The organism is Nocardioides sp. Z30_9 (genome assembly GCF_058215735.1).
On the sequence record NZ_JBZAJF010000001.1, the window covers coordinates 1,105,754 to 1,132,378 of the forward strand.

The 26,625-nt window shown below is 69.7% G+C and carries 31 protein-coding genes and 1 tRNA gene; 9 read left to right on the forward strand and 23 right to left on the reverse strand.

Annotated elements, in window-relative coordinates:
- Window positions 1-33: 33 nt before the first annotated feature.
- The 4 genes from AC4BGB_RS05475 to AC4BGB_RS05490 are packed head-to-tail and all read right to left on the reverse strand — an operon-like array spanning window position 34 to window position 2,652.
- Entirely contained in the window at window positions 34-798 is a 765-nt protein-coding gene (locus AC4BGB_RS05475; RefSeq protein ID WP_490545462.1) for an energy-coupling factor ABC transporter ATP-binding protein, read from the reverse strand.
- The gene (gene cbiQ, locus AC4BGB_RS05480) at window positions 798-1,532 is read right to left on the reverse strand and encodes a cobalt ECF transporter T component CbiQ (protein WP_490545464.1); all 735 of its coding nucleotides are present in this window, start codon (window positions 1,530-1,532) and stop codon (window positions 798-800) included. Before cbiQ ends, AC4BGB_RS05475 begins: the two co-directional genes overlap by 1 nt.
- Window positions 1,533-1,537: 5 nt before the next feature.
- Complete coding sequence (locus tag AC4BGB_RS05485; RefSeq protein ID WP_490545466.1) at window positions 1,538-1,933, reverse strand: PDGLE domain-containing protein; 396 nt, start codon at window positions 1,931-1,933, stop codon at window positions 1,538-1,540.
- A complete protein-coding gene (locus tag AC4BGB_RS05490) occupies window positions 1,930-2,652 on the reverse strand; it encodes an energy-coupling factor ABC transporter permease (protein WP_490545468.1) in 723 nt (240 codons plus the stop codon). The genes AC4BGB_RS05485 and AC4BGB_RS05490 overlap by 4 nt, the downstream gene beginning before the upstream one ends.
- A 62-nt stretch (window positions 2,653-2,714) precedes the next feature.
- Here AC4BGB_RS05490 and bcp point away from each other — a divergent pair, with 62 nt between their 5' ends.
- From bcp to AC4BGB_RS05510, 4 genes are all read left to right on the forward strand, one after another.
- Complete coding sequence (bcp, locus tag AC4BGB_RS05495; protein WP_490545470.1) at window positions 2,715-3,215, forward strand: thioredoxin-dependent thiol peroxidase; 501 nt, start codon at window positions 2,715-2,717, stop codon at window positions 3,213-3,215.
- Window positions 3,216-3,276: 61 nt separating this feature from the next.
- A tRNA-Leu gene (locus AC4BGB_RS05500) sits at window positions 3,277-3,361 on the forward strand.
- A gap of 42 nt (window positions 3,362-3,403) precedes the next feature.
- On the forward strand, window positions 3,404-4,273 hold the full coding sequence (locus AC4BGB_RS05505; protein WP_490545472.1) for a bile acid:sodium symporter family protein: 870 nt from the start codon (window positions 3,404-3,406) through the stop codon (window positions 4,271-4,273).
- A 73-nt stretch (window positions 4,274-4,346) separates the two neighbouring features.
- The gene (locus tag AC4BGB_RS05510; RefSeq protein WP_490545475.1) at window positions 4,347-5,279 is read left to right on the forward strand and encodes an NADP-dependent oxidoreductase; all 933 of its coding nucleotides are present in this window, start codon (window positions 4,347-4,349) and stop codon (window positions 5,277-5,279) included.
- Here AC4BGB_RS05510 and rdgB read toward each other — a convergent pair.
- The 13 genes from rdgB to clpS form a co-directional block, all read right to left on the reverse strand.
- On the reverse strand, window positions 5,269-5,949 hold the full coding sequence (gene rdgB / locus AC4BGB_RS05515) for an RdgB/HAM1 family non-canonical purine NTP pyrophosphatase (RefSeq protein WP_490545477.1): 681 nt from the start codon (window positions 5,947-5,949) through the stop codon (window positions 5,269-5,271). The genes AC4BGB_RS05510 and rdgB overlap by 11 nt on opposite strands.
- Complete coding sequence (gene rph, locus AC4BGB_RS05520; protein WP_490545480.1) at window positions 5,942-6,673, reverse strand: ribonuclease PH; 732 nt, start codon at window positions 6,671-6,673, stop codon at window positions 5,942-5,944. Before rph ends, rdgB begins: the two co-directional genes overlap by 8 nt.
- A 43-nt stretch (window positions 6,674-6,716) precedes the next feature.
- Complete coding sequence (locus AC4BGB_RS05525) at window positions 6,717-7,514, reverse strand: ABC transporter permease (protein ID WP_490545483.1); 798 nt, start codon at window positions 7,512-7,514, stop codon at window positions 6,717-6,719.
- Window positions 7,511-8,425 (reverse strand): ABC transporter ATP-binding protein, encoded by a 915-nt coding sequence (locus tag AC4BGB_RS05530; protein ID WP_490545485.1) that lies wholly within the window; start codon window positions 8,423-8,425, stop codon window positions 7,511-7,513. The genes AC4BGB_RS05525 and AC4BGB_RS05530 overlap by 4 nt, the downstream gene beginning before the upstream one ends.
- Window positions 8,426-8,510: 85 nt before the next feature.
- Window positions 8,511-9,287, reverse strand: coding sequence for an MBL fold metallo-hydrolase (locus AC4BGB_RS05535; RefSeq protein WP_490545487.1), 777 nt, complete (start codon window positions 9,285-9,287; stop codon window positions 8,511-8,513).
- A gap of 40 nt (window positions 9,288-9,327) precedes the next feature.
- Window positions 9,328-10,158, reverse strand: a complete 831-nt coding sequence (murI, locus tag AC4BGB_RS05540) for a glutamate racemase (RefSeq protein WP_490545489.1) — start codon at window positions 10,156-10,158, stop codon at window positions 9,328-9,330.
- A 69-nt stretch (window positions 10,159-10,227) separates the two neighbouring features.
- The gene (locus tag AC4BGB_RS05545) at window positions 10,228-10,620 is read right to left on the reverse strand and encodes a hypothetical protein (protein ID WP_490545490.1); all 393 of its coding nucleotides are present in this window, start codon (window positions 10,618-10,620) and stop codon (window positions 10,228-10,230) included.
- A gap of 1 nt (window position 10,621) precedes the next feature.
- Window positions 10,622-10,981: a hypothetical protein gene (locus AC4BGB_RS05550; protein WP_490545492.1), complete on the reverse strand. Its 360-nt coding sequence runs from the start codon at window positions 10,979-10,981 to the stop codon at window positions 10,622-10,624.
- Window positions 10,978-11,925: a PLP-dependent cysteine synthase family protein gene (locus AC4BGB_RS05555; RefSeq protein WP_490545494.1), complete on the reverse strand. Its 948-nt coding sequence runs from the start codon at window positions 11,923-11,925 to the stop codon at window positions 10,978-10,980. The genes AC4BGB_RS05550 and AC4BGB_RS05555 overlap by 4 nt, the downstream gene beginning before the upstream one ends.
- A 6-nt stretch (window positions 11,926-11,931) precedes the next feature.
- On the reverse strand, window positions 11,932-12,225 hold the full coding sequence (locus AC4BGB_RS05560; RefSeq protein ID WP_490545496.1) for a MoaD/ThiS family protein: 294 nt from the start codon (window positions 12,223-12,225) through the stop codon (window positions 11,932-11,934).
- A gap of 41 nt (window positions 12,226-12,266) precedes the next feature.
- A complete protein-coding gene (locus AC4BGB_RS05565; protein WP_490545497.1) occupies window positions 12,267-12,716 on the reverse strand; it encodes a M67 family metallopeptidase in 450 nt (149 codons plus the stop codon).
- A gap of 53 nt (window positions 12,717-12,769) precedes the next feature.
- Entirely contained in the window at window positions 12,770-13,348 is a 579-nt protein-coding gene (locus AC4BGB_RS05570; protein ID WP_490545499.1) for a DUF2017 domain-containing protein, read from the reverse strand.
- Complete coding sequence (clpS, locus tag AC4BGB_RS05575) at window positions 13,345-13,641, reverse strand: ATP-dependent Clp protease adapter ClpS (protein WP_490545501.1); 297 nt, start codon at window positions 13,639-13,641, stop codon at window positions 13,345-13,347. Before clpS ends, AC4BGB_RS05570 begins: the two co-directional genes overlap by 4 nt.
- A 36-nt stretch (window positions 13,642-13,677) precedes the next feature.
- On the opposite strand from clpS, the gene AC4BGB_RS05580 reads away from it, so the two are divergent.
- The 3 genes from AC4BGB_RS05580 to AC4BGB_RS05590 all read left to right on the forward strand — a co-directional run bounded on the left by AC4BGB_RS05580 (window position 13,678) and on the right by AC4BGB_RS05590 (window position 18,033).
- Window positions 13,678-14,988, forward strand: a complete 1,311-nt coding sequence (locus tag AC4BGB_RS05580) for a nicotinate phosphoribosyltransferase (protein WP_490545503.1) — start codon at window positions 13,678-13,680, stop codon at window positions 14,986-14,988.
- 48 nt (window positions 14,989-15,036) lie between these two features.
- Complete coding sequence (locus AC4BGB_RS05585) at window positions 15,037-15,612, forward strand: nicotinamidase (protein WP_490545505.1); 576 nt, start codon at window positions 15,037-15,039, stop codon at window positions 15,610-15,612.
- A gap of 984 nt (window positions 15,613-16,596) precedes the next feature.
- Window positions 16,597-18,033: an HNH endonuclease signature motif containing protein gene (locus AC4BGB_RS05590; RefSeq protein WP_490545507.1), complete on the forward strand. Its 1,437-nt coding sequence runs from the start codon at window positions 16,597-16,599 to the stop codon at window positions 18,031-18,033.
- A gap of 378 nt (window positions 18,034-18,411) precedes the next feature.
- Here the strand turns inward: AC4BGB_RS05590 and AC4BGB_RS05595 are convergent, their stop codons facing one another.
- On the reverse strand, window positions 18,412-19,182 hold the full coding sequence (locus AC4BGB_RS05595) for an enoyl-CoA hydratase (RefSeq protein ID WP_490545509.1): 771 nt from the start codon (window positions 19,180-19,182) through the stop codon (window positions 18,412-18,414).
- Window positions 19,179-20,714 (reverse strand): acyl-CoA synthetase, encoded by a 1,536-nt coding sequence (locus AC4BGB_RS05600; protein ID WP_490545511.1) that lies wholly within the window; start codon window positions 20,712-20,714, stop codon window positions 19,179-19,181. Before AC4BGB_RS05600 ends, AC4BGB_RS05595 begins: the two co-directional genes overlap by 4 nt.
- Window positions 20,715-20,790: 76 nt before the next feature.
- Between AC4BGB_RS05600 and AC4BGB_RS05605 the strand changes: the two genes are divergently transcribed.
- Complete coding sequence (locus AC4BGB_RS05605; RefSeq protein ID WP_490545513.1) at window positions 20,791-21,447, forward strand: metallophosphoesterase family protein; 657 nt, start codon at window positions 20,791-20,793, stop codon at window positions 21,445-21,447.
- Entirely contained in the window at window positions 21,444-22,301 is an 858-nt protein-coding gene (locus AC4BGB_RS05610) for a hypothetical protein (protein ID WP_490545515.1), read from the forward strand. The genes AC4BGB_RS05605 and AC4BGB_RS05610 overlap by 4 nt, the downstream gene beginning before the upstream one ends.
- A 36-nt stretch (window positions 22,302-22,337) precedes the next feature.
- Here AC4BGB_RS05610 and AC4BGB_RS05615 read toward each other — a convergent pair whose 3' ends face one another.
- From AC4BGB_RS05615 to AC4BGB_RS05630, 4 genes are read right to left on the reverse strand one after another with little or no spacing between them, the layout of a single operon-like run.
- Complete coding sequence (locus AC4BGB_RS05615) at window positions 22,338-23,525, reverse strand: ABC transporter ATP-binding protein (RefSeq protein WP_490545516.1); 1,188 nt, start codon at window positions 23,523-23,525, stop codon at window positions 22,338-22,340.
- Window positions 23,526-23,555: 30 nt separating this feature from the next.
- Window positions 23,556-24,395 carry a carbohydrate ABC transporter permease gene (locus AC4BGB_RS05620; protein ID WP_490545518.1) on the reverse strand — a complete coding sequence of 280 codons (840 nt, stop codon included), beginning with the start codon at window positions 24,393-24,395 and terminating at the stop codon, window positions 23,556-23,558.
- A complete protein-coding gene (locus AC4BGB_RS05625) occupies window positions 24,392-25,321 on the reverse strand; it encodes a carbohydrate ABC transporter permease (RefSeq protein ID WP_490545520.1) in 930 nt (309 codons plus the stop codon). The genes AC4BGB_RS05620 and AC4BGB_RS05625 overlap by 4 nt, the downstream gene beginning before the upstream one ends.
- Complete coding sequence (locus AC4BGB_RS05630; protein ID WP_490545522.1) at window positions 25,318-26,586, reverse strand: ABC transporter substrate-binding protein; 1,269 nt, start codon at window positions 26,584-26,586, stop codon at window positions 25,318-25,320. The genes AC4BGB_RS05625 and AC4BGB_RS05630 overlap by 4 nt, the downstream gene beginning before the upstream one ends.
- Window positions 26,587-26,625 lie beyond the last annotated feature (39 nt).

Sequence of the window (26,625 nt, forward strand, 5' to 3'; positions counted from 1 at the left end):
GCTGCCCCACCCCCGGGAGGGGGCTGGGGCGGTTCAAGCAGGAAGGCTACCAATGCCCGGGATCGTCCTCGGATCGAACCCGAACGGCAGCTCGAGGCGGTGCCGGCGCATCAGCTCGGGATCGGTGAGCAGGTCGTAGGTCGTCCCGTCCGCCACCACCTGCCCGTCGGCGAGCACCACGGACCGCGGACACAGCTCGAGCGCATAGGGCAGATCGTGGGTGACCATCAGCACGGTCACGTCCAGGGAGCGCAGGATGTCTGCCAGCTCCCGCCGCGAGGCGGGGTCGAGGTTGGAGGAGGGCTCGTCCAGGACGAGGATCTCGGGCTCCATCACGAGCACGGTCGCGACCGCCACCCGGCGGCGCTGGCCGTAGGAGAGGTGGTGCGGCGGCCGGTCGGCGTACTCCGCCATCCCGACCTGCTCGAGGGCCGCCATCACGCGCCGGTCGAGCTCCGCGCCGCGGATCCCTTGGTTGGCGGGGCCGAAGGCGACGTCCTGGCGCACCGAGGCCATGAACAGCTGGTCGTCGGGGTCCTGGAAGACGATGCCGACCCGGCGACGGATCTCCGGGAAGTTCTTCTTCTCCACCGGCATCCCCGAGACCGAGACCGTGCCCGCGCCGGCGGTCAGGATGCCGTTGAGGTGCAGCACCAGGGTGGTCTTGCCGGCGCCGTTGGGGCCCAGCAGCGCGACCCGCTCCCCCTCGTGGATGTGCAGGTCGACGCCGAAGAGCGCCTGCGTCCCGTCGGGGTAGGCGTGCGCCAGGCCACGTACGTCGAGCACGGAGACCGCCATCAGGCTGCCCTCCCTTCGGTGACCTGGTGTTCGTGGACGTGCTCCTGGCTCGAGGTCGCGGGCGACGTGCTCGGCAGCGTGCCGGTGTACCCGCGCGAGAGCATCGCGAGGTGCACCCGCTCCCCTCGCTCGTAGGACCGGATGAACAGCGCGCCGAGCGTGCGCGCGAGCACCGGCCAGTGCCGTGGCGAGCGGGGGTCGCAGCCCCGCGACCGCATCGAGGTGATCATCCGGGCCATCTCGGCCGTGACCACGTCGAGGTAGCGCAGCATGAAGCCCATGATCTGCACGATCAGCTCGGGCATCCGCAGCCGGGTCAGCCCGGCCAGGACGGCCTGCGGGTCGGTCGTCGCCGCGAGCGTCAGCGCCGCGAGGACGCCCAGGGTGCCCTTCGCGATCAGCGCCCCGGCCGCCCACAGGCCCGGCTCGGAGACCGAGACCCCGAGCACCTCGACCCGCGGCCCCTCGGCGATGAACGGCACCAGGATCGCGAACACCACGAACGGGGTCTCGATCAGCATCCGCTTGGCCAGGTAGCCGGCGGGCACGCCGCTGATGGCGACCACGGTGACCAGGATGCCCAGGTGGACGGCGTAGAGCGGGTACCAGTCCCGTGGGGTCGCGACCACGACCAGCATGAAGCTCACCAGCGCGACCAGCTTGAGGTGCGCCGGAGCCCGGTGGACCCGGCTGTGGCCGTGGTAGTGGAGCCGGTGGCCGTGACCAGCACCCACGCCGGTCAGCGACCCGAGGTGGTGGTGACGTCGGACCCGGTGTCGGCATCCGTGTCGGTATCCGTGTCTGCCTCGTCCCGGTCGTCCGGGTGCCCACGACGGCGCAGCACCCAGAAGAGTCCTCCGGCGAGGGAGAGCACGATCAGCGATCCCGCGACACCGGCGATGCCACCGCTGATGCGGCCGTTCTCGACGCCCTTGGTGGAGTAGTCCGCGAACGGGCTCGAAGCGGTGGGCGAGTCCTCGGCGTGCTCGATGAACCCGGTCTTCTCGGCCACGAACTCCAGGCCGTCGGGGTGCGAGCTGGCGTAGAAGCTCGCCACGCCCGCGACGAGCAGGGCAGCCAGCAGGGACACCACGAAGAACCTGCGGGTCCTGGTGCCATGCGTCCGAGAGCTCATGACGTGCCTCCCGACGAGGTGGGCCGCGAGGGCATCTCCACCGGCTTCTTGATCTCCAGCGTCCGGGCGCGCAGGGCGGACCGGGCGCCGTAGACCAGGTCAGGGCGTACGGCGACCACCGAACCCACCACCAGGAAGGTGATCAGCGCCTCGCCGACGCCGATCACCGTGTGCCAGGTGACCATCGCGACGAAGACCTTGCCGGTCGCGACGGGGGCGGTGCCGCCGACGGCGAACAGCAGCGTGAACACGGTGGCCGCGACCGGCACGCTGACCAGCGCGCCGATGGCAGCGGCCGGGGCGACCGCTCCGAGGCGGTTCGGCAGCACAGCCCGGACGCCCTTGAACACCAGCCACCCCACGCCCACGCCCACCAGCGCGAGCAGGGTGATGTTGGTGCCGAGCGCGGTGATGCCGCCGTCGGCCATGAACAGCGCCTGGACCAGCAGGACCGTGCTGATGCACAGCACCGCGGTCCACGGGCCTGCGAGTACCGCGGCCATCGCACCGCCGAGGAGGTGGCCGCTGGTGCCCGCGCCGACGGGGAAGTTCATCATCTGGCCGGCGAAGACGAAGGTGGCGACGAGCCCCGCCATCGGCGCGGTACGGTCATCGAGCTCCCGCCGCGCGCCGCGCAGTGCCAGTGCCACACCCCCGACGGCGATGACCCCGGTCGCGACCGAGGTGGGGGCATCGAGGAAGCCGTCGGGAACATGCATGACTTCCAGCGTACGTTATTGCAAACAGTTCGCAACAAGCCGCAACCAAGGAGCCCTACTCCGTGACTGCCACGTCCCAGCCCCCGGCACCGGCCCCGAGCCGGCTCTCCCCCGGCGACACCGCGCCGGACTTCACCCTGCCGACCGACTCCGGCGAAGAGGTCTCCCTGTCGTCCTTGCGCGGCCGCAAGGTGATCGTGTACTTCTACCCCGCGGCGATGACGCCGGGCTGCACCACCCAGGCCTGCGACTTCACCGACTCCCTGGAGTCGCTGCAGGCAGCCGGCTACGAGGTGGTCGGCATCTCACCCGACAAGCCCGCGAAGCTGGCGAAGTTCCGCGAGAAGGACTCGCTCTCGATCACCCTGGCCTCGGACGAGGACAGGTCGGTGATGACCGCCTACGGTGCGTTCGGGGAGAAGAAGCTCTACGGCAAGGTCGTGCAGGGCGTCATCCGGTCCACGATCGTCGTCGACGAGGACGGCAAGGTCGCCGTGGCGCAGTACAACGTCAAGGCCACCGGCCACGTCGCCAAGCTGCGCCGGGACCTCGGTCTGGGCTGATCAACGCCCCGACCTGGTCGGGGGCGGCCGGCGCAGCGATCCCTAGACTGCGTCGTGCAGGGCCGAAGTGGTGGAATCGGCAGACACGCAGGTTTTAGGTACCTGTGCCTTCGGGCGTGGGGGTTCAAGTCCCCCCTTCGGCACCAGTTTTTCCACACAAGGGCGTCGCGACCCCCTACAGTCCGACGATGGACTCACCGCTCACCACCATCGGCCTGCCTGCCGCCCTGGCGATCATCATGCTCGGGCTGGGCCTGGGGCTCACCGTGGACGACTTCCGGCGGGTCGGCCGGCACCCACGGGCCGTGGCCGTCGCCCTGGGCTGCCAGCTCCTGCTGCTGCCGGCGATCTGCTTCGGCCTGGTGGTGCTGTTCGACCTCCCGGCACTGCTCGGCATCGGGATGATGCTGCTCGCCGCCTCACCGGGCGGGACGAGCGCGAACCTCTACAGCCACCTGTTCCGCGGCGACGTGGCCCTCAACATCACCCTGACCGCGATCAACTCGGTGATCGCCCTGTTCACGCTGCCGCTCATCGCCGGGCTCGCGATCGGCTACTACGACCGCGGCGGGGACGTGCAGCTGCCGTTCGGCGAGGTCGTCCAGGTCTTCGCCGTGGTGCTGGTCCCGGTGGTCATCGGCATGGTGGTGCGTGCGCGCGCACCCGGCTTCGCCGCGCGGATGGACCGCCCAGTGCGGATCGGCTCCGCGGTGATCCTGGCGGTCCTAGTCCTCGGCATCCTGCTCGACCAGAGCGAGAACGTCGGCGAGTACTTCGCCGAGATCGGGCTCGCGGCCGGTCTCTTCTGCGCGATCAGCCTGGTGCTGGGGTACGTCGTACCCCGGGCCGCCGGGGTCCAGGAGGACCAGGCGATCGCCTCCTCGATGGAGATCGGCGTGCACAACGCCACCCTGGCCATCTTCGTGGCGGTCGAGGTGCTCGACGAGACCGAGATCTCGATCCCGGCGGCGGTCTACTCCATCTTCATGTTCGTCTTCGCCGGCCTCTGGGGCTCCTTCGTCGCCCGCCGCTCCCGCGCGACCGCAGCGGCACGCTGAGGCAGCCCGCCCGGAATACGTCTGCGGGGGCCTTGTTGGGAACAGGGAACGTCCGACGACGAGAGGCAACCGCATGCGCGCAGCGACCTACGACCAGTACGGCGACCCAGACGTCCTCCAGGTGCGCGAGGTCGACGACCCGCCCGTCGGTCCGGACACCGTGCTCGTCCGTGCGAAGGCCACCAGCCTGAACCCGGTGGACAGCCTGATCCGCCAGGGCAGCCTCAGCGGCGCCTACCCCCACCACTTCCCGATCATCCCCGGCTGGGACCTCTCCGGCGTGGTCGAGGCCGTCGGACCCGCGGTCCGCACCGGCCTCAAGGTCGGCGACGAGGTCTTCGGCTACATCCGGCGCGACGACGTCTGCTTCGGGACCACCGCCGAGCTGGTGCCTGCTCCCGAGCGGACGGTGGCGCTCAAGCCCGCCTCGATCAGCCTCGAGGAGGCGGCCGGGCTGCCGCTCGCGGGGATGACCGCCTACCAGTGCCTGGTCGAGGAGCTCCAGGTCACCCAGGGTGACCGGGTGCTGATCCATGCCGCCTCCGGCGGGGTCGGCCACCTCGCGGTCCAGATCGCGAAGTCGCTGGGCGCCACCGTGATCGCCACCGGCAGCCCCGGCTCGCACGACTGGCTGCGCGGGCTCGGCGCCGACGAGGTGCTCGACTACTCCGCCGGGAAGATCAGCGAGCAGCTGGACTCGGTCGGCGGGAAGGCGGACGCGGTCGTCGACCTGATCGGCGGCGAGGCGCTCCAGGACGCCCCCAACCAGGTCCGCAGCGGCACCCGCATCGTCTCGGTCGTGGACCCGGAGACCGTGCTCGGTCTGGGCGGCCACTACGTCTTCGTCCGGCCCGACCGGGCGAACCTGAACGCTCTCGTCGACCTGGTCGACTCCGGGGCGCTCACGCTCAGCGTCGCGAAGACCTTCACGCTGGACCAGATCGTCGAGGCGCACCAGTTCCTCGCCGACGGTCACCCGCGCGGGAAGATCCTCGTCACGATCTGAGCGTGCCGGTCACCAGCTCGGCCACCACCGGGGCGATCGCCCGCAGGGCGTGACCCCGGTGGCTGATCCGGTCCTTCTCCGCGGCCGACAGCTCCGCCGAGGTGAGGGCACCGTCCTGCTCGTCGGGGACGAAGAGCACGTCGTAGCCGAACCCGCCGTCGCCGCGCAGCTCCCGGATCACCCGGCCACCCATCTCCCCCGTGGTCACCTGCTGGGACCCGTCGGGGTGGCAGAAGGCCACGGCACACCGGAACTGCGCCCCGCGCCGTTCGTCGGGCACGTCGGCCAGCTGGTCGAGCAGCAGGGTGTTGTTGCGGTGGTCGTCCTTGGGCACCCCTGACCAGCGCGCGGACAGGACACCGGGCATCCCGTTCAGCGCGTCCACGCACAGGCCGCTGTCGTCGGCCAGCGACGGCAGCCCGGTCGCGCGGACACCGGCCCGCGCCTTGAGCAGGGCGTTGCCCTCGAAGGTGGGCTGGTCCTCCACCGGCTCGTCGTACGCCGCCACGTCGTCGAGCCCGAGCACCTCGATGCCGGGACCGCCCTGGGCACCGAGCACCTCGCCCAGGATGCGGCGCAGCTCCTCGATCTTCTTGGTGTTGCGCGAGGCCAGGAAGACCTGGGGGGTCTCGGCAGGCTCGACCACCACCTCCGGTGCTGGCTCAGCCATCGTTCGCCAGCGCCTCCTGCTGGATCCTGGTCAGGTCGACACAGCCCTTCTCGGCAAGGGAGAGCAGCGCGTCGAGCTCCGAGCGGTCGAACGCGACGCCCTCGGCGGTGCCCTGCACCTCGACGAACTTTCCGTCCCCGGTCATCACGACGTTCATGTCGGTCTCCGCGCGCACGTCCTCCTCGTAGGGCAGGTCGAGCCTGGGGACCCCGTCGATGATGCCGACCGAGATCGCCGCGACAGAACCCGTCAGGGGCTCGCCGGCGAGGGCGCCGTTGGCCTTGAGGTGCGCGACCGCGTCGGCCAGCGCCACGTAGGCGCCGGTGATCGCAGCCGTGCGGGTGCCGCCGTCGGCCTGGAGCACGTCGCAGTCGAGCACGATCGTGTTCTCGCCGAGCGCCTTGTAGTCGATCACCGAGCGCAGCGACCGCCCGATCAGCCGGGAGATCTCGTGGGTGCGCCCGCCGATGCGGCCCTTGACCGACTCGCGGTCCGAGCGAGTGTTGGTCGCCGACGGGAGCATGGCGTACTCCGCGGTGACCCAGCCCAGGCCGGATCCCTTGCGCCAGCGCGGCACCCCCTCGGAGGCGGACGCGGCGCACAGCACGCGGGTGCGGCCGAACTCCACCAGCACCGACCCGGCCGGGTGGTCCTGCCAGTGGCGGGTGATCTTGACCGGGCGGAGCTCGTCGTCGGCGCGGCCGTCAGCGCGTGAGGAAGTCATGCGTCCGACCCTACCGACGTCGGGAGGGCGACGACGACAGCGGTTACTTGACCTCGGCGCGCAGGATCCGCCACACGCCCAGGCCGAGCGGGAGGACGAACCAGATGAGTCCGGAGACCACGAAGTGCGCCCAGTCCTGACCCTGCATGTCGCCCTCCAGCAGCGGCACCTGGGCACTGGTGAAGTCGATCCAGGGCTGCAGGTCGGCGAACCAGCCGAGGAACGCCGAGGCGATCGCGAAGATCGACGGGAGGATGAACGCGTACGCGAAGTACACGACGATGGCGATGGCGGTGTTGAGGAACAGCGCCGCGAACGCGAAACCGGTCAGCATCGCGATCCCCTGGGAGGCCAGGAACCCCAGGAAGGGCACGAAGCCGAAGGTCCAGTCGGACGAGCCCTCGAGGGCGGCGTACAGCAGGTTGGCCACCAACGCGGCCGCGATGGCGACCAGCGCCACGGCGGCGGCGAGCAGCAGGCCCGCCACCATCTTCGCCCCGACCACCCGTCCCCGGTTTGGCTCCAGGGTGAACGTCACCATCGCGGTGCGCTGCGTCCACTCACTGGTGACCAGGAGGATGCCCAGGACCGGCAGCAGGAACGAGGAGGTGTAGACGGTCGTGGACACGAAGTCGGACAGCGAGGTCATCACGTCCTGCCTCACCACGACGATGAGGACCACCACCATCACCAGGGTGGTGAGCCCTGCGGTGATCCCGAGCAGCCACTGGCCGGCCCGGGTGTCGTAGCTCTTGCGCAGCTCCACCCTGGTGAGGGTGGCGAAGCTCGGCCGGGGGGTGCCCGAGACGTCGATGGTCTTCACGGGCGTGGCGGTGCTCATACCTGCGCTCCTTCGGAGGTGATGGTCTCTCGGGCGTCCGCGGAGGTGAGCTGCAGGAACATCTCCTCGAGCCCCGCCCCCTCGGCGCGCTTGAGCTCGGTCAGGACCACTCCACCGGCAGCGGCGGCGCGGCCGACGTCCACGGGCTCGCACTCGGCCCGGAAGCCGCCGTCCCCCGAGGGCAGCGCGGTGATGTTCGCGGCCTGCAGAGCACGTTGCAGCGCGGCCGGGTCCTCCGGCTTCACGTAGGTGCCGGCGGTGTTCAACAGCTGGTCCTTGGTGCCCTGCGCCACGATCTTGCCGCGGCCGATCAGCACCATCTCGTCGGCGATCATCTCCACCTCGTGCAAGAGGTGGGAGGACAGCAGGACGGTTCCGCCCTGGCCCGCGAAGTGCCGGAGCAGGCCTCGCATCCAGTGGATGCCGGCGGGGTCGAGGCCGTTCACGGGCTCGTCGAGGATCAGGACCGACGGGTCCCCCATCAGGGCGTTGGCGATGCCGAGGCGCTGGCGCATCCCGAGCGAGTAGTTGCGCACCCGGCGCTTGGCCTCGGAGCCGGAGAGGCCGACCAGCGCCAGCATCTCCTCGACGCGCTTCTTGCCCATGCCCATCGTGTCGGCCGAGATCCGGAGCACCTCGCGGCCGGTGCGGCCGCCGTGCTGGGCGGAGGCGTCGAGCAGCACGCCGACATGGCGTGAGGGGTTGGGGATGTCGGCGAACCGGTGCCCGCCGATGAACGTCTCCCCGCTGTCCTGCAGGGTCAGCCCGACCATGATCCGCATGCTGGTGGACTTCCCGGCGCCGTTGGGTCCGAGGAAGCCGGTGACCTTCCCTGACTTGGCGACGAAGGAGACGTCATCGACCGCCGTGAACTGGCCGTAGCGTTTCGTCACGTTTTCGAGCGAGATCATGGGCCCCACTATGCCGAACGGCGGCAATGATCCGGCGGCCCGACTCGCCTGGGCCGGTCACCCGACGTAGGTCACACGTCGTAGGTCACACGTCGTAGGTCACACCGGGCATCGCGAGCTCCACGGGGCCGTCGTAGGTCCCGACTGCCTCGGCGAGCACCTTCTGCGGGTCGTGCCACGGCGGGATGTGGGTGAGCACGAGCCGGCGGGCCGCCGAGACCGTCGCCGTCCGGCCGGCCTCGGCCCCCGTGAGGTGCAGGTCGGGCGGGTTCGGTGCGCCCTCCATGAACGACGCCTCGCACAGGAACAGGTCTGCCTCGCGGGCCGTGTCCTCGAGCCCGTGGCAACTGCCGCTGTCACCGGAGTAGGCCAGCACGCGTCCGTTGGCCTCCACCCGCAGTGCGTACGCCGTGACCGGGTGCACCACTCGTCGCACGGTGACGGTGAACGGTCCGTACTGCACCGAGTCGGGGGTGTAGTCGATGAAGTCGAACTCCTCCCTCATCCCGGGGTCCTCGTCGAGGTCGTAGGCCTTGGCCATCCGCAGCGCCGTGTCGGCCGGACCCCAGACCGGGATCCGCGGCAGGGCGCCGTCGGGGTGGTACTTGCGCATCACGTAGTAGCCGCACAGGTCGAGGCAGTGGTCGGCGTGCAGGTGGGAGAGGAACACGCCGTCGATCGCGGTCGCGTCGGCATACCGCTGCAGGGAACCCAGGGCGCCGTTCCCGAGGTCGAGGAGGATCCGCCAGGTGCGTCCGTCGAGCTCGGCCTCCAGCAGGTAGCAGCTCGCCGAGGACTGCGGTCCGGGGTAGGACCCGGAGTTGCCGATCACGGTCAGTCGCATGCTGGGTCCCGAGTCCATGGGGTTTCACGTCCCCTTCGGTGAGGAGCGGTCCCGCTGATCATCGCGCCCCCACGGCCGTGACGCCACCCGCGAACTGGCTGACGCTCTCGAGCTCGGGCCCCAGGAAACGACGTCCGGTGGTCTCGAACTCCTCGGGCTGGCCAGTGGTCAGGAACCGGTGCCGGGGCGGGTGGCTCTCCCCGTCGGCCGGGGAGCGCTCGATCCCGTGACGCACCAGCATCCGGTAGACGTCCTTGCCGCACTCCTCGGCGCTGCTGACCAGGGTGACCCCGTCGCCCATCACCATGGAGATCACGCCGGTGAGGAGCGGGTAGTGGGTGCACCCGAGGATCACGGTGTCCACCTCGGCAGCGAGCAGCGGGTCGAGGTACTCGTGGGCGGCCGCGAGCAGCTCGGGCCCGCTGGTGATGCCCTGCTCGACGAAGTCCACGAACCGGGGACAGGCCTGGGTCGTCAGGGTCACTTGGGGGGCCGCGGCGAACGCGTCGTCGTAGGCCAGCGACTCGGCGGTGGCCCGGGTGCAGATCACCCCGATGCGGCCACTGCGGGTGGCCGCGACCGCGCGGCGGGTCGCAGGCAGGATCACCTCGACCACGGGCACGTCGTAGCGCTCCCGGGCATCGCGCAGCATGGCGGCGCTGGCGGAGTTGCACGCGATCACCAGCGCCTTGACGCCCTCGGCGACGAGGTGGTCGAGACACTCGAGGGCGTACTCGCGCACCTCGGGGATCGGCTTGGGGCCGTAGGGCTGGCGTGCGGTGTCACCGAGGTAGACCACCGCCTCGTGGGGCAGCTGGTCCATCACGGCGCGAGCGACGGTGAGCCCACCGAAGCCCGAGTCGAAGATGCCGATCGGTGCGTCAGTCACAAGGAGCAAGGCTAGTGCGCAACGCCGACGATGAGGTGGTTAAGCGACTCAGGTCACCTGTTCGCAGGCTCACGCACGCGCGCGGCGTCCGCGCAGCAACCACCACAGGCCGACCACCGGGAGGACCAGGGGCACGTAGCCGTAGCCGGCGCCGAAGTCCGACCAGACGGTGCTGTCCTGGTAGTCGGCCGCGAACAGCTCGCTGGTCAGCCCCACGGCCAGGACGCCGACGAGCTCGATGCCGACGGTCACCAGGCCCAGCGCGCGGCGGCCGGTGGCCAGCGCGAACGTGGCCACCAGGTAGACCACAGCGGCGAACGCGCTCAGGCTGTAGGCCAGCGGCGCCTCCGAGGCCTGGGTGGTGAGCTGGAGGGTGGAGCGCCCGGTCGCGGCGAGCGCGAACACGCCGTACACGAAGACCAGGACCCGGCCGAAACCGGTGCCGGTGCTCCCGGGGGCCACCTCAGGCACCGAGGGCCCAGACGTCCGCGAGCCGGATGAACATGAACGGCACCACCAGCACTGCGACCAGCAGCACTGCGGTCCCACCGCGCGACTGCTCGCCGGAGGACCAGATGACACCCGCGGGGACGATCAGCAGCGAGCCGACCAGGTAGCCGACGTACTCCCACACCGAGACGCCGCTCGGGGCGCCGGCGACCTTGACGATGCCGAGCACCAGGTGGACGACGAGGAGCACCTCGATGCCGAGCATCACGTTGAGCAGCCAGCGCTCCGGTGTGCGGTCGCGGATGATGAGGACCACGATCCACAGCGCGCTGAGCAGGCACGCGGCGGTGATCACCCCCTGGATGACCGTCACGCCCAGAGCTGCCCTTCGAGCTTCTCCTCGGCCTCGTCGACCGTGCCCTCGTAGGCACCGGTGGACAGGTACTTCCAGCCGCCGTCGCAGACCACGAACACGATCTCGGCCGACTCCCCCGCCTTGACGGCCTTGGCCGCCTGGCCGAGCGCGGCGTGCAGGATCGCGCCGGTGGAGATGCCGGCGAAGATGCCCTCGGCCTCGAGCAGCTCCCGGACGCGGCGTACCGCGTCACGTGGACCCACCGAGAACCGCGAGTCGATCAGTGACTCGTCGTACAGCTCGGGCACGAAGCCCTCGTCCATGTTGCGCAACCCGTAGACGAGCTCGCCGTAGCGGGGCTCCGCGGCCACGATCTTCACGCCGGGCTTGTGCGCCCGGAAGAACCGGCTGACGCCCATCAGCGTGCCGGTGGTGCCGAGCCCGCCGACGAAGTGGGTGACCTCGGGCAGGTCGGCGAGGATCTCGGGGCCGGTGCCCTCCTCGTGGGAGAGCGCGTTGGCCTCGTTGCCGTACTGGTAGAGCATCACCCAGTCGGGGTGCTCCTCAGCGATGCCCTTGGCCTTGCGGACCGCCTCGTTGGAGCCGCCCGCGGCCGGCGAGGACACGATCTCCGCGCCCCACATGCGCAGCAGCTGGCGGCGCTCCTGCGAGGTGTTCTCCGGCATCACGCAGACAAGGCGGTAGCCCTTGAGCTTCGCGGCCATCGCCAGCGAGATGCCGGTGTTGCCGCTCGTCGGCTCGAGGATCGTGCAGCCGGGACGCAGCGTGCCGTCCTTCTCGGCCTGCTCGATCATCCGCAGGGCCGGGCGGTCCTTGATCGAGCCGGTCGGGTTGCGGTCCTCGAGCTTGGCCCACAGCCGCACGTCCGGGGACGGGGACAGCTTCGGCAACCCCACCAGCGGGGTGCCGCCGACCGAGTCGAGGAGGCTGTCGAAACGCACCGGGACTCAGGCGGCGCTGCCGCCGGCGACGGCCGGGAGCACCACGACCTGGTCACCGTCGGAGAGCGCGGTCTCGAGGCCGCCGGTGAACCGGACGTCCTCGTCGTTGACGTAGAGGTTGACGAAGCGGCGCAGGTCGCCCCGGCCGTCCTTGTCCTCGATCAGCCGGTCCTTGAGACCGGGGTGCTTGGCCTCGAGGTCGTCGATCAGCTCGATCAGCGTGGCGCCCGAAGCATCGACCGACTTCTCGCCTCCTGTGTAGGTGCGCAGGATGGTCGGGATGCGGACCTCGATGGCCATGGGTGCTACTCGCTCTCAGTCGTGGTTCAGCGTCGTGTGGTTCAGCTGCTGGTCGACGGCTCGTCGGCGGGGGTGTCGGTCACGCGGACCTCTTCCTCGGTGACGACGCCGTCGATGATCCTGTAGGACCTGAACTCCACAGGCCCGTCACTATTCCCGTCCTCGCGTGTGCTGACCAGCACATAGTGGGCGCCGGGCTCGCTCGCGAGGTCGATGTCGGTGCGGCTCGGGTAGGCCTCGGTGGCGGTGTGCGAGTGGTAGATCACCACCGGCTCCTCGTCCTGGTCCCACATCTGCTTGTAGAGCGCGAGCAGCTCACCGGAGTCGAACTCGTAGAACGTGGGCGAGCTCGCGGCGTTGGTCATCTCGACGATGCGCACCGCGCGGTCGCTGCCCTCGGGGCCGGCGACGATCCCGCACGCCTCGTCGGGGTGGTCCCGCCTGGCGTGCGCGACGATCGCGTCATGGATGGCACGGGAGATCTGCAGCACCGGGCCAGCCTACGTTCACCGCGGCGCGACCCGGCCCCCGGATCAAGGTCCGGTCAGCGCAGCGAGTGGACCAGGGTCTCCTGCAGGTAGCCGAGCCAGTCGTAGATGTCGTGAACCTGGGCGCGCGGGTCGTCGTCGGGCAGCGAGTGCCAGTACTCCTCGTCGCCCTCCTCGACCCCGAGGCGCGTGCCGATCGCGAGGCGCATGTCGGTGAAGGACTTCATCCACGTCATCGCCTCCCCCTCGTCGAGCTCGACGTCGATGAAGATCCCGTCCTCGGGCTCGCTCGGCAGCCCGGCCTCCTCGAGCGTGTCGATCACCGCCGCGGCCGCGGTCGCCTTGCCGTCGCGCAGCGCGTTCTCGGTGAACCGGCGGAAGTCGCCTGCCGCCTCCTCGTCGTCGGGGTACGCCGTGGGGAAGAACCGGGCCAGCACCGGGTCCTCCGGAGCGGTGGTGGGGCCGGAGAAGTCGAGCAGCTGCTCCAGCGGGTCGCTCTCCACCGGCGCGAGCGCGGACTCGTTGCGCAGCAGCTCGATCAGCTGGGCGGCCAGGGAGCGCAGCAGGTCGGCCTCGAAGACCGTGAACGTGGCCACGCTGGCGCCGCTGCGGCGATGACGCTTGAACCCGCTCACGGGGCGTCGGACCTCTGCATCGTGGCCCACAGGCCGTACTCGTGCATCGCCTGCACGTCGCGCTCCATCGCCTCGCGGGTGCCGGTCGAGACGACCGAGCGCCCGTCCTGGTGGACCTCCATCATCAGCTTCTCCGCCTTCTTCTTGCCGTACCCGAAGTACTTCTGGAAGACGAAGGTGACGTAGGACATCAAATTGACCGGGTCGTTCCACACGATGGTGACCCACGGGGTGTCGAGGTCCGTGACCTCGGCTACCTCGGGCTCGTCGAGCTCAACCGGTGAAGTGGACACACGCACATTGTGCACAGCGGTCATTAGGGTGTTCCGGTGCGCACCCCCTCTCGGCCCTCCACGGCCCTGCTCACCGACCACTACGAGCTGACCATGCTCCAGTCGGCGATCGCCTCCGGCGCCGCCCATCGCCGCTCGGTCTTCGAGCTGTTCCCCCGGCGTCTCCCCACCGGCCGCAGGTACGGCGTCGTGGCCGGTGTCGGGCGCGCCCTCGACGCGGTCGAGGACTTCCGGTTCGCCGAATCCGAGATCGACTTCCTGCGCGAGAAGCAGATCGTCGACGAGGCCACGCTGGAGTTCCTCGCCGGCTACCGGTTCACCGGCGACATCTGGGGCTACCCCGAGGGCGAGACCTACTTCCCCTACTCCCCCCTGCTGGTCGTCGAGGCGAGCTTCGCGGAGGCGGTGCTGCTCGAGACCGTGCTGCTCTCGATCTACAACCACGACGCCGCGATCGCCTCCGCCGCCTCGCGGATGACCTGGGCGGCGGGCCCGCGGCCGTGCATCGAGATGGGTTCGCGGCGTACGCACGAGGGTGCTGCGGTCGCGAGTGCCCGGGCGGCGTACATCGCGGGGTTCACGGCCACCTCCAACCTGCGCGCCCACCAGGCGTACGGCGTGCCCAGCACCGGCACCAGCGCGCACTCGTTCACGCTGCTGCACGACACCGAGGCCGACGCGTTCCGCGCGCAGGTCGACTCGCTGGGCAGGGGGACGACGCTGCTGGTCGACACCTACGACATCGCCGAGGCGGTCCGTCTCGGTGTCGAGATCGCCGGGCCCGAGCTCGGGGCGGTGCGGATCGACTCCGGTGACCTCGGCGTGCTGGCCCAGCGGGTGCGCGACCAGCTCGACGAGCTCGACGCACCGGACACGAAGATCATCGTGACCTCCGACCTCGACGAGTTCGCGATCGCCGGCCTGGCCGCGGCCCCCGTCGACGGGTACGGCGTCGGCACCCAGCTCGTCGTCGGCAGCGGCCACCCCACGTGCGGCTTCGTCTACAAGCTCGTGGCGCGCGAGGACGAGTCGGGCAAGGTCGTCGGGGTGGCGAAGAAGAGCAAGGACAAGATCTCCATCGGGGGGCGCAAGTACGCCCTGCGCCGTCTCTCCCCCGACGGCGTGGCGATGGCGGAGGTGATCGGCATCGGCGGTCCGTCGCACAACGACGGCGACGACCGCTCGCTGCTCGTCCCGCTCGTCCGTGCTGGCGAGGTGGTCGGTCGCGAGTCGCTCGAGGCGTCCCGGGAGCGGCACCTCCGGTCCCGCAACGAGCTGCCGCTGATGGCTCGCCAGCTCTCCAAGGGCGAGCCGGTGATCGAGACGGTCTTCGAGGGCTACGAGTAGCCGGTCCCCTGCTGTCGCGTCCAGCCCGGGATGAGTAGCCTCCCTGTCATGAAGCAGGCACTCATCGTCGTGGACGTGCAGAACGACTTCTGCGAAGGAGGCTCGCTGCCCGTCTCCGGAGGGGCACGGGTCGCGAGCGACATCGCGGAGCTGCTGCACCACTGGACGCGCAAGGACCCCAAGGCGCCGGCGTACGACGTGGTGGTGGCGACCAAGGACCACCACATCGACCCGGGCGCCCACTGGTCGGAGACTCCTGACTTCGTGGATTCGTGGCCGGTGCACTGCGAGGTCGGCACCGACGGCGAGGCGTTCCACCCCAACCTGGACCCCCAGCCGTTCGACGCGGTGTTCCTCAAGGGCGAGCACGAGGCCGCCTACTCCGGCTTCGAGGGCCGCGACGCCGACGGCGCCTCGCTCGCCGAGTGGCTGCGCAGCCGCGGCGTCGAGCACGTCGACGTGTGCGGCCTGGCCACCGACCACTGCGTCCGCGCCACCGCCCTCGACGCCGTGGCCAACGGCTTCAGCACCCGCGTCCTCCTGGACCTCTCCGCCGGCGTAGCCCCCGCCTCCACCGAGAAGGCCCTGATCGAGATGCGCGCAGCCGGCGTCCGTTTGTCCTGAGGTTGGCGGAGGCGCGACTCGCGGCAGCAACGCGAGCACGCGACCCCAAGGTGGTCGAGCAGCGAGCGAAGCCTTGCGTCGAGCAGCGAGCGTCAGCGAGTGGTCAGTCGAGACGAGTGGATAGTCGAGACCACGCTGGGTGAGCCGGGAGCCAGAGGTACGCCCAGCTGGTGGACCGGGCGTACGCCGCTGCACGCGACCACAAGGTGGTCGAGCAGCGAGCGCCAGCGAGCGGATAGTCGAGACCACGCTGGGTGAGCCGGGAGCCAGAGGTACGCCGGGGGCGGGCCCGGGGTACGCCGGCGCACGCGACCCCAAGGTGGTCGAGCAGCGAGCGGAGCGAGCGGACAGTCGAGACCACATGAGTGGGCCGGGAAGCAGACGTACGCCGGGTGGTGGGCCCGGGGTACGACGGTGCACGCGACCACAAGGTGGTCGAGCAGCGAGCGAAGCCTTGCGTCGAGCAGCGAGCGCCAGCGAGTGGTCAGTCGAGACGAGCGGACAGTCGAGACCACGCTCGGTGAGCCGGGAGCCAGAGGTACGCCCAGGTGGTGGACCGGGCGTACGCCGAGGCACGCGACCCCAAGGTGGTCGAGCAGCGAGCGGAACCCTGCGTCGAGCAGCGAGCGCCAGCGAGCGGATAGTCGAGACGAGCGGACAGCCCAGACCACGTGAGGCAAACCCGGGGAGCTGAAGAACGCCCGATCGTGGGCCCGGGGGTACACCGGCGCACGCGACCCCAAGGTGGTCGAGCAGCGAGCGCCAGCCTTGCGTCGAGCAGCGAGCGCCAGCGAGTGAGCAGTCGAGACGAGCGGACAGTCGAGACCACACCGGGCGAGCCGCGAAGCAGACCCGGACCCCGCAAAGAGTTCGCGCCAACCGCAGGACAGCGAGACGAAAAACTCTCCAACTATTTCCCTGATCCCCCGTGAAATAAGGGGATTCTCGCCCGAAACTGTCAGTGCCCGGTGCTTGGATTGATCCATGACAGCAACCGCGACGGCCAGCATCGAGGAGCTCGACAGCGCCTCGGATGTGTTGTCGTTCGCCCGGCAACGTCGCGCCGATGCGGACCGTGCGGAGGCCGATGTCCTGACCGCTGCTGTCCTCTGGGCCGAGCAGCACCCGCCGGAGTCGATCCACGAAGCAGCCACCTGGATCGGCGGCGGCGAGACCGGCCTACTCCTCGCCGGTGAGGGTGCTCCGCTGGTCGCAGAGTTCGCCATCGCCGAGTTCGCTGCCGCGATCGGGAAGACCACCGACGCAGGCAAAGCACTGATCGCGCACGGCCTGGAGCTGAAGTACCGCCTGCCCAGGCTCTGGGCGCGGATCCAGAACGGAGCACTCCCGGTGTGGCGGGCCCGTCGCGTCGCCGAAGCCACAATCGCCCTCTCACCGGGGGCGGTGAGATTCGTGGACGCCCAGGTGGCGCCGTTCGCGCACAAGATCGGCTTCGCCGCGTTGGAGCGGCTGGCCGCAGAAGCGGTGGACCGGTTCATGCCCGACCTCGCGATCGAGCGGGCCGAGAAGTCGGCCGACGGCCGCCACGTGACCTTCCATCACGACCAGGTCTCGTTCAACGGCACCACGAGGATCGAGGGTGAGCTCGACCTCGGCGACGCCCTCGACTTCGACGCCGCACTCGCTCAGGGTGCGGAACAGCTCGCGCTGTGCGGAGCCACCGAGTCCCTCGACGTACGCCGCGCCATGGCCGCCGGTGAGCTCGCCCGGCGGCAGTTGGCTTTTGAGCTACAGACCGACGACAACGCCACCACAAGGTGGTCGAGCAGCGAGCGAAGCCTTGCGTCGAGCAGCGAGCGTCAGCGAGTGGTCAGTCGAGACGAGCGGATAGTCGAGACCACACAACGCAAGCCGGGCGCGTCACCCAAGCCCCGCCAAGTGATCCTCTACGTGCACCTCTCCGACGCCGCCATCCGCGGCGAGGACGGCCTGCACCTGGCCCGGGTGGAGAACACCCGCACCGGCGTCACCGCCGAGCAGGTCCGCACCTGGTGCGCCAACCCGGACACGGCGATCGTCGTGAAGCCGGTGATCGATCTGAACGACCACATCGGTGTGAACGCCTACGAGGTCCCCGACCGGCTCGCTGAGCAGACCCAGCTGCGCGACCACGCCTGCGTGTTCCCCTGGTGCACCCGTCCGGCGCGCAAGTGCGACTCCGAGCACTGCGTGCCGCACGATCGGGGCGGAACCACCTGCAGTTGCAACATCGCGCCGATGTGCCGGAAGCATCACCGGTTGAAGACGCACTCCACGTGGGGCTACGCGACGTTGGAGCCCGGGACCTTCTTGTGGACCAGCCCGCACGGGCTCCAGTTCCTGCGGGACCACCACGGGACGGTTGATGTCACTGCCGAGCGGCCGCCGCCACAGCCCGGTGCACCACCGCACTTCTACTGACTCCGCCCTCTCTGCGTGGCCTGGGTCTGCCTGCGAGCTCACCTGAGTGGTCTCGACTGTCCGCTCACTGCGTTCGCTGCTCGACCACCTAGTGGTCGCGTGCCCCGGCGTACGGATGGATCGGAGTTCGCTATCGGCGTACGTCTGCCTGCGGGCTCACCTGGAGTGGTCTCTACTGTCCGCTCACTGCGTTCGCTGCTCGACCACCTTGGGGTCGCGTGCCCCGTCGTACGTCCGAGTGCGAGAACTCGCTGCCGTCGTACGTCTGGCTCCCGGGTCGCCTGTGTGGTCTCTACTGTCCGCTCGTCTCGACTGACCACTCGCTGGCGCTCGCTGCTCGACGCAAGGCTGGCGCTCGCTGCTCGACCGCCTGGCCGGCTACTCGCCGCGGAAGGTGGGGCGGCGCTTCTCGTTGAAGGCCTTCATGCCTTCGATGACGTCCTGGCTGCGCAGGAGGAGGGACTGGCCGGTGCGTTCGCGGGCGAAGGCGTCCTCGAGGCCGCCGAGGGTGGCGGCGTTGACGGCCTTCTTGGTCGCGGCGAACGCGAGCGGGGCGCCCGTGGCGAGCCGGCGCACGATCTTGTCCAGGGCGGCGGCGTAGTCGTCGTCGGGGAAGACGTGCGAGACCAGGCCGGCCGCGTAGGCCTCCTGGGCCGAGATCACGTCGGAGAGCAGAGCGAGGCGCATCGCGCGGGCCCGGCCCACCGAGGCGGCCACCGTGTACGTCGCGCCGCCGTCCGGCATCAGCCCGATCTTGGAGAACGCCAGCGTCAGGGCGGCGGACTCCGTGGCGACGACCAGGTCGCACGCGAGCGCCACCGACATGCCCACGCCTGCCGCGATCCCGTTCAGCCCGCACACCACGGGCCGGTCGAGCTCGGTGATCGCACGGATCAGGAGGTTCGCGCCGTCGACCGAGTCGGCGTCGTAGTTGTCCTGCGGGGCATCGCCGCTCAGGTCGGCGCCGGCCGAGAACGCACCGCCCGTCCCGGTGAGCACCACCACCCGCACGTCGTCGCGGGTAGTGACCTCACGCAGCCGGGTGATCGTCTCGATCACCATCTCCCCGGTGAACGCGTTGAACTGCTCGGGCCGGTTCAGCCGCAGCCACAAGGCACCGTCCTCGAGGTGGACCTCCACGTCGCTCATGCCGGAGCCGCCTCGGAGTAGCGGTCGCGCAGCTTCTGCTTGACCAGCTTCCCGGTCGGCGTGCGCGGCAGGTCCTCGGTGACGATGAACTCCGCGGGCACCTTGAACCGCGCGATCCGCTCGCGGGCGTACGCCGTCAGTTCGCCGGCCAGATCGTCCGGAGCGCCCTCGGCGGGCTGCACGAACGCGACCACCCGCTCCCCCATCTCGTCGTCGGGCACGCCGATCACCGCGATGTCCAGCACCGACGGGTGCAGGCTGAACAGGTCCTCGATCTCCTGCGGATAGATGTTCACCCCGCCGCTGATGATCATGAAGGCCTGCCGGTCGGTGAGGAACAGGTAGCCCTCGTCGTCGAGGTAGCCGAGGTCGCCGACCGTGGACCAGCCCGGGTGCTCGGGGTGCTGGGTGGACGCCGTCTTCGCGGGATCGCCGTGGTAGCTGAACGGCATCTCGTCGCGCTCGAAGTAGATCGTGCCGACCTGCCCGGCCTGGACCTCGCGGCCCTCCGCGTCGCAGATCCTCGGCGTGCCGAGCAGCGGCCGGCCCACGGTTCCGGGGTGGGCGAGCCAGTCCTCCGGGCCGACGTACGTCGCACCGTTGGCCTCCGTGCTCGCGTAGTACTCGTGCACGATCGGACCCAGCCACTCGATCATCTGCTGCTTGACCTTCACCGGGCACGGCGCCGCCGCGTGCACCACGGTCTTCAGGGTGCTGGTGTCGTAGGAGCTGCGCACGTCCTCGGGCAGCTTCAGCATCCGCACGAACATCGTCGGGACGCACTGGGTGTCGGTCACGCCGTAGCGCTGGACGGCCTCGAGGAAGTTCTCGGCGTCGAAGCGCTGCATCAGTACGACGGTCCCGCCGAGGGCCTGGACCACGCCCGTGTAGCGCAGCGGTGCCGCGTGGTACACCGGCGCCGGCGAGAGGTAGACGGTCTCGGGGCCGTAGGAGAACAGCGCGCCGAAGATCATCACGTAGGGGTAGCCCGGCTCGTCGACCTGGATCGGCAGCAGCGGGATCTTGATCCCCTTGGGCCGCCCGGTGGTGCCCGAGGAGTAGAGGAAGTCGTCGCCGTGCGGCTGGTCGACCAGCGGCTCGGTGCTCGCCCCCGCCAGCGCCTCGTCGTAGGAGGCGTACCCCGCGACCGGTCCACCGAAGGCCAGCCGGACCGGCACGTCGATCTGGTCGGCCATCGCCTCGACCAGCTCGGAGCGGGCAGCGGAGACCACCAGCGCCTTCGCCCCGCAGTCGTTGACGATGTACGCCGCCTCGGCCGGGGCGAGGTGGTGGTTCACCGCGGTGATGTAGAGCCCCGAGCGCAGCGCGGCCCAGTAGACCTCGTAGGCCTGGGGCGCGTTGTCGCTGACCATCGCGATCACGTCCCCGGTCACCAGCCCGGCGTCCGCGAAGACGTGCGCCAGTCGAAGGCTGCGTTCGTCCAGCTCGGCGTACGTCGTGACCTGCCCGGTCTCGGCGATGATCAGTGCTGGCTTCTCAGGCGTCTCGCGCGCCCAGGTTCCCGGAAACATGGACTCATCCAAGAGGTTGACAGTTTTACTGTCAACGACGGGTGCGGCCCATGTCTCCCCCGGCTAGTGTCGAGGCATGGTCCGCGGCCTGGTGATTGCCGACGAGGAGGCTCCACACCTCCGACCCGAGACGCTGCGCGACCTCGCGCCCGATGTCGTCCTCGCGGCCGGCGACCTGTCCTGGGACTACCTCGAGTACGTCGCCTCCGCGACCGACGTGCCGATGGTGTTCGTGCCCGGCAACCACGACCCCGAGCCGGACCGTCCCAGGCGCGGGCTCAACGGCAGCTACACCGTGGCCGGCCTCCACTGCGACGGACCGCGGCCCCAGGGCGCGACCAACGCCGACCAGCTGGTGCTGCAGGTCGCGGGGCTGCGCATCGCCGGGCTGGGCGGCTGCGTGCGCTACCGGCCCGGGCCCAACCAGTACACCCAGGGCGAGTACGACCGGCGTGCCCGCCGCCTGCTGCGCCGGGCGAGGAGGGCCGGGCCGGTCGACGTGCTGCTCACGCACGCGCCGCCCCTGGGCCTGGGTGACGGCGAGGACAAGCCCCACGAGGGCATCCGCGCACTGCACCACGTGCTCGCCCGGATCGAGCCGACCTGGCACCTGCACGGTCACGTCCACCCCTACGGCCAACCGACGCCCGACCGGCAGGTCGGCCCGACGACGATCCGCAACGTGATCCCCTGGAAGCTGATCGAGATCGAGCCCCGGCCCGGCGCCCGATGAGGAGCACCGGGTCGCCGCGCGCCGACGCCGAGAACGACTTCCTGCGCGCCCGCCGGCACCAGGTGCTGTCCTCGCTGGCGGCGTGGATGCGCTCGGACGCCGCCAAGGACAGCGGCCGGACACTGTCGTTCACCGAGGTCGTGGACGCACTCGGGCGACGCGGTGAGCGTTCGCTCGGCCTCCAGGTGATCCCGGTGGACTCGATCGTCGGGTCGGTGGACAAGGTGCGCGACTTCGACCGCCGCTTCCGGCCCACCTCCGACCGGAGCCGGCAGCGGTGGGAGCGGATGGCGCTCAAGACGCGCCAGGGGCACGCGTTCCCGCCGATCGACGTCTACAAGCTCGGCCACCTCTACTTCGTCCGCGACGGCCACCACCGCGTCTCCATCGCGCGCGCCATGGGAACCCGCGAGATCGAGGCCTACGTGACCGAGATCGACACCGTGATCGACACCGAGGGGATCGGTGGCAGCCGCGACCTCGACGCCAAGAGCTGGGGGCTCCGCTTCCTGCAGCGCGTGCCCCTCGACGCCACCCGCCGCACGGAGATCAACTGCTCCGACCCGGCGACCTACCACCAGCTCGCCGAGATGGTCGAGGCCTGGGCCTGCCGGCTGATGCACTCCGAGGGCGCCTACTTCGACAAGGCGACGATGGCGCGGCGGTGGTTCGACGAGGAGTACAAGCCCGTCCTGGCGATGATCGACGAGGCCGGCGTACGCGGTCCCGACGAGTCCGGGGCCGACGCCTACGTGCGCGTGGCCGGTGAGCGCTACCGGCTGATCCGCGAGCACGAGTGGAACCGCGAGGTGATGCAGCGGCTCGCGGAGAAGGGCCGCTCACGGCGTCGGTGAACCGCCCTCCCCCAGATCCCTCAGATGGTCGAGGTCTCAGCTGTGCGCTGCGTGAGCTCCCACGGGCTGGGCGGTCAGGTTCGCGCCGCTCTCGGCGTCGAAGATCGACATCTTCTCCGTGTCGACCCACAGCGTGGCCTCGGTGCCGGCCCGGACCTTCGCGGCGGCGTCCAGCCGGGCGTTCACCTGGGTGCCCTCGCCGTGCATGTCCTGGCCGGCGTCCGCGGCCAGGTCCTGCAGGTCGCGGGAGGCGGCCTCGCCACGCACGGTGAAGTAGGCGTAGACGTCGGAGCCCATGGACTCGACGAGGTCGACCGGCACGGTCACGGTCGCGCCGGGCGCATCCCCCACCAGGGCTGCGTCCTCGAAGTGCTCCGGACGCAGGCCGAGGATCACCTCACGGCCCTTGCTCTGCTCGCTCGCGCGGCGCACGCGGTCCGACATCGGCAGGGTGCCCAGGCCACAGCGCAGGCTGTCCCCCTCGATCGTGGCCGGCAGGAAGTTCATCGCAGGGCTGCCGATGAAGCCGGCGACGAAGAGGTTCGTCGGGTTCTGGTAGAGGTCGGTCGGGGAGCCGACCTGCTGCATCACGCCACCGCGCAGCACCACCACCCGGTCACCCAGCGTCATCGCCTCGGTCTGGTCGTGGGTGACGTAGAGCGTCGTGGTGCCCAGGGTCTTCTGGATCCGCGCGACCTGCGTGCGCATCTGCACCCGCAGCTTGGCATCGAGGTTGGACAGCGGCTCGTCCATCAGGAACGCCTTGGGGTTGCGGACGATCGCGCGCCCCATGGCGACGCGCTGCCGCTGGCCGCCGGAGAGGTTGGCGGGCTTGCGGTCCAGGTGCGCGGTCAGCTCCAGCATCTCCGCGGCCTCGTCGACCTTGGCCTTGATCGTCGCCTTGTCGACCCCTGCCAGGGTGAGCGGGAACGCCATGTTCTCCCCCACCGTCATGTGCGGGTAGAGCGCGTAGGACTGGAAGACCATCGCGATGTCGCGGTCCTTGGGGGCCTTGTCGTTGACCACGACGCCGTCGATGCTCAGCGTCCCCTGGGTGATGTCCTCGAGGCCGGCCACCATGTTGAGCAGCGTCGACTTGCCGCAGCCCGAGGGCCCCACCAGGATGATGAACTCGCCGTCGGCGATGCTCAGGCTGAAGTCATCGACCGCCAGAGCCCCGTCCGGGTAGCGCTTGACGACGTGGTCCAAAACGATTTCTGCCACGAGGTGCTCCTTTGCTCGAGGTCGCGGGCCTCAGCCCTTGACCGCGCCCGACGTGAGGCCAGCGACGATGCGACGCTGGAAGAACAGGACGAAGAGAACGATCGGGATCGTGATGATCACGCCCGCGGCGGCGATCGCCGCGGTGGGCTTCTCGAACGTCGTGGCGCCGGTGAAGTAGGACATCGCCGCCGGCACCGTGCGCGCGTTGTTGGTCGAGGTCAGCGAGATCGCGAACAGGAAGTCGTTCCAGCAGGCGATGAACACCAGGATCGCGGTGGTGAAGACACCCGGCATGGCCAGCGGCGCGATCACCTTGCGGAACGCCTGGTACGGCGTCGCGCCGTCCATCTTCGCTGCCTTCTCCAGCTCCCAGGGGATCTCCCGGAAGAACGCCGAGAGTGTGTAGATGCCCAGCGGCAACGCGAAGGTGATGTAGGGCAGGATCAGGCCGGGCCAGGTGTCGAAGATCCCCACGGCCGTCTCGATCTTGAACAGCGGGGTCACCAGGGCGATCTGCGGGAACATCGAGATCAGCAGCGACATCGCCACGATCGCCTGCTTGCCCGGGAAGTCCAGCCGCGCGATGGCGTACGCCGCCATGGTGCCCAGGATGAGCGCGACGAACGTCGAGATCAGGCAGATGCCGATCGAGTTGATCAGCGCTCGCAGGAACGTGTCGTTGCTGAAGATCTCGGAGTAGGCCTCGGTGGTGGGCTTGGTGGCGATGAAGTTGCCGTCGTTGATGGTGTCGCCGCCCTTGAGGGACAGCGAGATGATCCACACGATCGGGATGAAGGCGTAGAGCAGGACGATGGTGTTGATCGCTGCCCAGCCGTACTTCTTGCCGGTGGTCTCGGTCTGCGCACTCATCGGGTCTCCCCCTGCCCGGGCGCCGCGGCCCCGAAGAGCTTGATGAACAGGAACGCGATGATCGCGATCGTGATGAAGATGAGCACCGACATCGTGGATCCGATGCCGAGGTTGAGACCTCTGATCAGGTTGTTGTAGGCGACGATGGAGACCGACGAGGTGTCATTGGCGCCGTTGGTGAGCACGAAGATGTTGTCGAATATTCGGAACGCGTCCAGGGTGCGGAACAGCAGCGCCACCAGGATGGAGGGCTTGATCAGCGGGATGGTGATCTTCCAGAACCGCTGCCACGGCGTGGCCCCGTCCATCGAGGCTGCCTTGAGGAGGTCCTCGGGCACGAGGGCCAGGCCGGCCATCAGCAGCAGCGCCATGAACGGCACCGTCTTCCAGACCTCGGCGAGCAGGATGATCCACAAGGAGGGCCATCGCTCGGTCAGCGGCGCGGAGTCACCGGCGAGCCAGCCGAGCCCCTGGGTCCACGCGAACCGCCAGGAGAACGCCGCCACCACGGTCACGATCGCGTAGGGCACCAGCGCCGAGGTGCGCACCAGCCCGCGGCCCACGATGGTGCGGTGCATCACCACCGCGAGGGCCATGCCGAGGATGAGCTCGAGGGTGGCACCCAGCACGGTCAGGAACATGGTGACGCCGAAGGCGGTCCACCAGATCGAGCTGCTCAGCACGGTGACGTAGTTGTCGAACCCGATGAACTCGTTGGCGTCCGGGGTGCGCAGGTCGGCGCGGAAGAACGAGAGGTAGATCGCGTAGAGGATCGGGTAGGCGGTCACCAGGAGCATCACGAACACGGCGGGCGCGCACAGCAGCATCCCCAGCCGCTGCTCGGCCCGCTTGCCCTCGCTGGCGCGGGTCCTGGCGATCTCGACGCCCTCGTCGTCCTGGTCGGTGCGGGTGATGGTCGCGCTCACGGCAGGATCCCCTTTCCGTCGATCGCCTGCTGGATCTTGTCCTCGAGCTCCGCGGCCGTCTTCTTGGGATCGATGGCGCTCGGCGGGGACAACGTGGTCGACACGATCGTCGAGACGTTCTGGTAGAGCGGGGTGATCGGCCGCGGGACGGCGGTCTTCAGGGACTCCAGGAGGACGTCGCCCATCGGGTAGGCCTCCTTGAACTCCGGCATCTCGTAGACGCTCGGCGCCACCGGAGGCTCACCCGCGTCAAGAGACGTGCGCAGCTGGTTCTCCGGCGAACGCAGGCACATCGCCGCGTCGAACGCCTCCTTCGGGTGCTTGGAGAACTCGCTGACCGCGAAGTTCATCCCGCCCAGCGTGGCCTTGGCCGGCGTACCGGGCTTGAACTCCGGGAGCGGCGCGAACCCGAGGTCGTCGGCGACCTTCTCGTTGGCGCCCTTCATCGCGGAGAGCACGTAGGGCCAGTTCACGATGAACGCCGCCTCGCCGTTCTGCAGCTGGGCGAACAGCTCGGGCTCCTGGCTGTTGGACAGGGACTTGCTGGCCAGCCCGTCGCGCGCCAGGTCGCGGATGATCTTGAGCGCGTCGACCGTCTCCTCGTTGACGGTCACCTTGGTGCTGTCCTCGTTGACCAGCGTGCCGCCCATCGAGGACAGCACGGTGTTGAACGCCACCACGAAGCCTTCGTACTGCGCTGCGGTGATCCCGATGACGTAGGGCTTGCCCTCCGACTTCAGCTTCTTCGCCGCCGCGATCACGTCGTCCCAGGTCTTGGGGGCCTCGGGCACCAGCGACTTGCGGTACCAGAGCAGCTGGACGTTGGTGTGCTTCGGGATGCCGTAGAGCTTGTCCTTCCACATGGCGGTGTCGATCGTCGCCTCGAGCGTGTCCTTGGTGGCCTCGGCCTTCTGCGCCGCGGTGAGCTCGCGGATCCAGCCGGCCTCGGCGAACTCCGCCGTCCAGGTCACGTCCATGCCCAGCAGGTCGAGGCTGTCGTCCTTGGCGGCGAGCCGCCGGACGAACTGCTCGCGCTGGCCGTCGGCGTCGCTGGGCAGCAGGTTGCCGACGATCTTGTACTTGCCCTCGGCCTTGGTGTTGCAGTCGTCGAGGATCTTCTCGAAGCCCGCGGCGGACGCGCCGCCGTACAGGTTGATCACGGGCACCCCGCTGTCGGAGCTGCCGCACGCCCCCAGCAACGCGCTGGCGGTGACACCCGCGCAGACCGACGCCGCCAACTTCTGGAACCTGGGTCGCGCACTCATCAGCTTGCTCCCTCCGACCCCCGACAGTCGTGTGACCTG

What these genes read in the sequence shown, in the direction of transcription:
- AC4BGB_RS05475 (WP_490545462.1), bottom strand. Translation starts at nt 798, where the DNA reads ATGGCGGTCTCCGTGCTCGACGTACGTGGCCTGGCGCACGCCTACCCC.
- AC4BGB_RS05485 (WP_490545466.1), bottom strand. Translation starts at nt 1,933, where the DNA reads ATGAGCTCTCGGACGCATGGCACCAGGACCCGCAGGTTCTTCGTGGTG.
- AC4BGB_RS05490 (WP_490545468.1), bottom strand. Translation starts at nt 2,652, where the DNA reads ATGCATGTTCCCGACGGCTTCCTCGATGCCCCCACCTCGGTCGCGACC.
- AC4BGB_RS05505 (WP_490545472.1), top strand. Translation starts at nt 3,404, where the DNA reads ATGGACTCACCGCTCACCACCATCGGCCTGCCTGCCGCCCTGGCGATC.
- AC4BGB_RS05510 (WP_490545475.1), top strand. Translation starts at nt 4,347, where the DNA reads ATGCGCGCAGCGACCTACGACCAGTACGGCGACCCAGACGTCCTCCAG.
- rdgB (WP_490545477.1), bottom strand. Translation starts at nt 5,949, where the DNA reads ATGGCTGAGCCAGCACCGGAGGTGGTGGTCGAGCCTGCCGAGACCCCC.
- rph (WP_490545480.1), bottom strand. Translation starts at nt 6,673, where the DNA reads ATGACTTCCTCACGCGCTGACGGCCGCGCCGACGACGAGCTCCGCCCG.
- AC4BGB_RS05525 (WP_490545483.1), bottom strand. Translation starts at nt 7,514, where the DNA reads ATGAGCACCGCCACGCCCGTGAAGACCATCGACGTCTCGGGCACCCCC.
- AC4BGB_RS05530 (WP_490545485.1), bottom strand. Translation starts at nt 8,425, where the DNA reads ATGATCTCGCTCGAAAACGTGACGAAACGCTACGGCCAGTTCACGGCG.
- AC4BGB_RS05535 (WP_490545487.1), bottom strand. Translation starts at nt 9,287, where the DNA reads ATGGACTCGGGACCCAGCATGCGACTGACCGTGATCGGCAACTCCGGG.
- AC4BGB_RS05560 (WP_490545496.1), bottom strand. Translation starts at nt 12,225, where the DNA reads ATGGCCATCGAGGTCCGCATCCCGACCATCCTGCGCACCTACACAGGA.
- AC4BGB_RS05585 (WP_490545505.1), top strand. Translation starts at nt 15,037, where the DNA reads ATGAAGCAGGCACTCATCGTCGTGGACGTGCAGAACGACTTCTGCGAA.
- AC4BGB_RS05590 (WP_490545507.1), top strand. Translation starts at nt 16,597, where the DNA reads ATGACAGCAACCGCGACGGCCAGCATCGAGGAGCTCGACAGCGCCTCG.
- AC4BGB_RS05595 (WP_490545509.1), bottom strand. Translation starts at nt 19,182, where the DNA reads ATGAGCGACGTGGAGGTCCACCTCGAGGACGGTGCCTTGTGGCTGCGG.
- AC4BGB_RS05600 (WP_490545511.1), bottom strand. Translation starts at nt 20,714, where the DNA reads ATGTTTCCGGGAACCTGGGCGCGCGAGACGCCTGAGAAGCCAGCACTG.
- AC4BGB_RS05605 (WP_490545513.1), top strand. Translation starts at nt 20,791, where the DNA reads ATGGTCCGCGGCCTGGTGATTGCCGACGAGGAGGCTCCACACCTCCGA.
- AC4BGB_RS05610 (WP_490545515.1), top strand. Translation starts at nt 21,444, where the DNA reads ATGAGGAGCACCGGGTCGCCGCGCGCCGACGCCGAGAACGACTTCCTG.
- AC4BGB_RS05620 (WP_490545518.1), bottom strand. Translation starts at nt 24,395, where the DNA reads ATGAGTGCGCAGACCGAGACCACCGGCAAGAAGTACGGCTGGGCAGCG.
- AC4BGB_RS05630 (WP_490545522.1), bottom strand. Translation starts at nt 26,586, where the DNA reads ATGAGTGCGCGACCCAGGTTCCAGAAGTTGGCGGCGTCGGTCTGCGCG.